The sequence below is a fragment of the Salegentibacter agarivorans genome (genome assembly GCF_900113135.1).
GTDB lineage: Bacteria > Bacteroidota > Bacteroidia > Flavobacteriales > Flavobacteriaceae > Salegentibacter > Salegentibacter agarivorans.
Genome location: NZ_FOOH01000050.1, coordinates 1 through 4452, shown reverse-complemented (window position 1 = coordinate 4452; position 4452 = coordinate 1). Strand labels below are relative to the sequence as shown.

The following is a 4452-nucleotide window of genomic DNA, read 5'->3' as shown; positions in this document are numbered from 1 at the left end:
GGAAAAGCTGGAAACCTCTTCACCGACAACTAAGGCGTATGGGCTATAAGGGGAATTTTCTTAAGATATCGGTAACCCGATGGAGAAACTCCTCCACCAATTTAATACACTATGCCCTGCCCAATAAGTACTTCTCAGAATTAGGGTTGTACGCAATGGACACAGTTGAAGGGAACACTTTGCATCAGTACTATCAAACAGTACTGAATAAGATTTAACATGAGCCGTGTACGAGACCCGTATGCACGGTTCTGGAAGAGGGATGAAGATAATAAATGCTCAAATATTTATTATCTTCACCCTACTTGATTATCGCCTGATGCCCCTTCAATATTCAAAGGAGATAAAAACTCTGAAAAATCCAATTCAATAGGACTATCATTTAATATTGAATTTGATGAAAAATATTTCCCAGAATATCAGATTTTAATTCAAACTGAAAGCATAAAAAGTTTGCCCATAGAGTACTATAATTTTTATTGGGAATCCTTTGCAAGAGATGAAAGAGTCACACCAAGGCTCATACCAATTAAACCTGCATTGATCGACTCATCAAATGGTAGATTGCAGAATGGTTCTGATATCTATATAAGCAGAATAATAAAAGACTTTTTAGACCAGAAAGAAATTGTAGATGTATCTCAAGCGCACAGAAAAATGAAAGACGTTTTCATGCAAGAGGATTCAATAATTAACATCAATAAAAAAATTCAAACTGATTCAAATATTTCCAACAAGAGGGTAGAACTGTCAGTAGAACTTTCTTCAAAAAATTCTTGGGAAAACTCTTTGGTTACATTTTTAGATGAAATTCCATTTCATCATATCGGAAAAGGAGAACAATGTGTAGTAAAAACCAAATTGGCTTTATCACATAAAAAAACATTAGAATCCAATGTGCTTTTAATTGAAGAACCAGAAAATCATTTATCTCACACAAAATTAAATGAACTAATTCATGACCTAAAACAAGGTGCAGAAAACAAACAAATTATTGTAACTACTCATAGTAGTTTTATCGCAAATAAACTAGGCTTAGATAGCTTAATCTTATTAAACGAACAGAAAACGATAACTTTTAAAGATTTAGAAGATGACACTTTTACTTACTTCAAAAGACTAGCTGGTTACGATACCCTTAGATTAATTCTGAGCAATAAGGCAATACTTGTTGAAGGCGATTCAGACGAACTAATCATTCAAAAAGCATATTCTCAAAAATACGGTAAACTACCAATAGAAGATGGAATAGATGTAATTTCAGTCGGTACTTCTTTTTTAAGGTTTTTACAAATAGCAGAAAAAATTAATAAGCCAGTAATCGTAATAACGGATACAGATTGGAGTCTCGAACAACTTGAAAAAAAATACGAAGATTATATAGGAATAAACGCTAAACCTAATATTACAATTTCTTATGATAGCGAAATGGATGAAGGTGATTTTGAAATTTATGGTAAACCATTTAATTACAACACCCTAGAGCCAAAATTATTAAAATCAAATTCTATTGAGTTATTCAATTTGATTTTCGACAAAGCTTATACGGCTGATGACGAATTTCATAAATATATGAAGCTCAATAAAACAGAATGCGCTTTAAAATTATTTGATTCACAAGAAAAAATTTCATTCCCTAATTTTATTTCAGATGTTATTTAAAAATGATTAACGAATTAATCATAGCATCAGCAGGCTCTGGAAAAACAACAGCTTTGATCAAAAAAGCGTTGTTATATCCTGAAAAATCCATTTTAATAACTACTTACACGGAATCAAACGCTCAAGAAATTAAAAATAAATTTTTTGAATTAATAGGCTGTATTCCTTCAAATATTCATATTTCTACTTGGTTTTCATTTTTAATCAAGCATTGTATAAAACCCTATCAGACAACTCTATTTGACTACAAAATAAAGGGACTTCTACTTGTAAACGAGAAATCAGGAATTAGATACACAGACAAAAGAACTGGAAGAAAAATTCCTTATGCAGAAGCTGATAATTTTGATAAATTCTACTTTTCAAAAAACAAAAGGATTTATTCTGATAAGGTTGCAAAACTTGCTATTAGAGTAAACAAAGAAACAAAAGGCAAAATAATAAACCGCCTTACAGAAATATATGACTACATACTAATTGATGAATGCCAAGATTTGGCAGGATATGATTTGGAATTACTAAAGACTTTTGGACAATGTAGTTCAAATCTATCATTAGTTTGTGACCCAAGACAAGTTACCTATTTAACCCATAATTCTGCAAAACATAAAAAATACAGAAATGGATTATTAAAAGAATTCATTTTAACAGAATGCAGTAAATTAGGTTTCCAAATTGATGACACATCACTTTCTGAATCTTACAGATGCAATCAGGCTATATGTGACTTTGCGAATAGACTTTATCCTGAACATAGTCAATGTGGTTCAAAACAAAATGAGACAACAGAACATGATGGTATTTATATAGTTAAGAAAGACAAAGTTGAGGAATATTTAGCTAAATATAATCCTGTTCAATTACGGTGGAACTCTTTAACAAAGAATACAAATCCTGAATTTACAGTTACTAATTTCGGACAATCTAAAGGTTTAACTTTTAAAAGGGTTTTAATTTATCCAACTAAAGGAATGCTTGGATGGATAATGAACAATGATATTTCAGTCAGTAAATTTAGTAATGAAGCCCGAGCGAAATTTTATGTAGGAATAACAAGAGCGAAATATAGTGTTGGAATAGTCTGTGATAAAACTGATGGATTTGTAAAAAACGGAGCAAATGAATATGAATAAATATCGAAATTTCATAAATAAATGAAAATAATAACGGTCTAACCGCTTAAATCGAAATAAGTAAAAATTAAAAAAGTCTGTGTTTAACCGAACAGTTAGTGCGTGAAAATCCGCTACTATTCTTATAACGGGCCTTTAGTTTAATTAACAATTAAAGCCACCAAGGAAGAAATATGAAAAAATTTCTATTAATAGGCATCATGATATTATCAACTAATTCAATTTTTGCACAAGAATTAAAACAAGATTCTGAGACAGAACAATATATTTCTCAGGGAGTCATTGAAATTGATGATTTAAACTCAGAAGAAATATATAATAATGCTTTAGAATGGATAACAATAAATTATAATAGTGCCAACGATGTTATACAGTTAAAAGATAAAGATTTAGGTAAAATAATTCTAAAAGGAAATTTCTCAAGTTCAATGTTTGGTAAAAAAGGTTGGATTCATCATACTTTACAATTAGAATTTAAAGATGATAAGTTTAGAAATACTTATTCAGATTTTTCATATGATAGTCCAGGAAGCGGAGAAATTGCTTTTGAGGGGAAGATGTTTTCAAAAAAGAAAATGATAAAAAATACAGAAGAAGATATAAAATCATCAATTAAGGATTTGACCGCATACATCCAGAAAAGTAAAGAAGATAATGAATGGTAATAAATAAAGATGACAACTATTCACCGCAAATAAAGAGTATCTAAGAAATAGAATATTTTTAGAAGCATTTGCAATTTTTCCTGGAGTATTAATCGACTTATTAGCATAAATTAATAAAATGAAAAACATAAAACTACCTAATTTCTTTTTTACAGTAATAGCCATAATACTTGGAGCAGCTTTGTATAAACAATTTGATTTTGGCAATCTGAAGTTTGAAAAACCGGCATTAGCAATTTTGTACGCTATTGTTCTTATATTTTCAATTTACGGTATAGTGAAGAACTACAAAAAACCAGCTGATAAATAAAAACTGACACTAATCTCGGTTCTTCTGAAATTACAGGTATTGAAAAATGTAATTTTAGAAATCCTGAAAGAAAGTGGTAATATGATAATTCAACAGCACTTCTATTTAAAAAACTGCATACAACAAAAAATCAACTAGAAAATTATGATTTGGTTTAACCTCAAGAAACTGGAACGACTATTAATTCAAAATAAGATCACCGAATCAATTTCTTACCAGTATTTACTGGTTTTCCTGGTATTGATCACCTTATCCACAAATGCACCCGAAACTGATTTTTCACATTACGGCTGGGAGATCTCTTATATTATCCTGGAGTTATTAATCACCATTGTAGGAACCTATTTGGTATTTAAGGTAAATTCAGACGGAGAGAATCGCGATTTCCTAAAACGCTATTTTTCGCTCTCCTTTGTAAACGGACTTCGACTGGTAATATTCTACCTGGTTTTGAGGCTGATTTTTAAAATAATTATGTTTGTAATTCCGCTAGATCTTTGGCATAGTGTCAATGATTTCTTAGGAGAAGATGCCGGGGAATTTTTCTTCGATATTATTTTCTCTTTAATCTTCTACTGGTTGCTTATGAGCTCTTTTAAAAGGTATCCAGTTGGCTAAGTACATCTTTTGTAAACTTAAGATAAATTCTAGCTTGCCCACAAAAAAGAAATGGATAAGCAAG

At 30.4% G+C, this 4452-nt stretch carries 6 protein-coding genes; all 6 read left to right on the top strand.

All coding sequences use genetic code 11. The features are described 5' to 3' along the window. The coding region (locus tag BM084_RS19330; protein ID WP_218152247.1) for a hypothetical protein at nt 1–218 on the top strand (218 nt) is incomplete at its 5' end. Between the two features lie 235 nt (nt 219–453). Further along, nucleotides 454–1662: an ATP-dependent nuclease gene (locus tag BM084_RS18930; protein WP_218152263.1), complete on the top strand. Its 1209-nt coding sequence runs from the start codon at nt 454–456 to the stop codon at nt 1660–1662. 2 nt (nt 1663–1664) lie between these two features. Continuing rightward, nucleotides 1665–2795, top strand: coding sequence for a UvrD-helicase domain-containing protein (locus tag BM084_RS18925; RefSeq protein ID WP_075326085.1), 1131 nt, complete (start codon nt 1665–1667; stop codon nt 2793–2795). Between the two features lie 173 nt (nt 2796–2968). Further along, nucleotides 2969–3460, top strand: coding sequence for a DUF4468 domain-containing protein (locus BM084_RS18920; RefSeq protein WP_075326086.1), 492 nt, complete (start codon nt 2969–2971; stop codon nt 3458–3460). Between the two features lie 118 nt (nt 3461–3578). Beyond that, nucleotides 3579–3770 (top strand): hypothetical protein, encoded by a 192-nt coding sequence (locus BM084_RS18915; protein ID WP_075326087.1) that lies wholly within the window; start codon nt 3579–3581, stop codon nt 3768–3770. Between the two features lie 144 nt (nt 3771–3914). Beyond that, the gene (locus tag BM084_RS18910; RefSeq protein WP_093306689.1) at nt 3915–4388 is read left to right on the top strand and encodes a hypothetical protein; all 474 of its coding nucleotides are present in this window, start codon (nt 3915–3917) and stop codon (nt 4386–4388) included. The last annotated feature ends 64 nt before the right edge of the window (nt 4389–4452 follow it).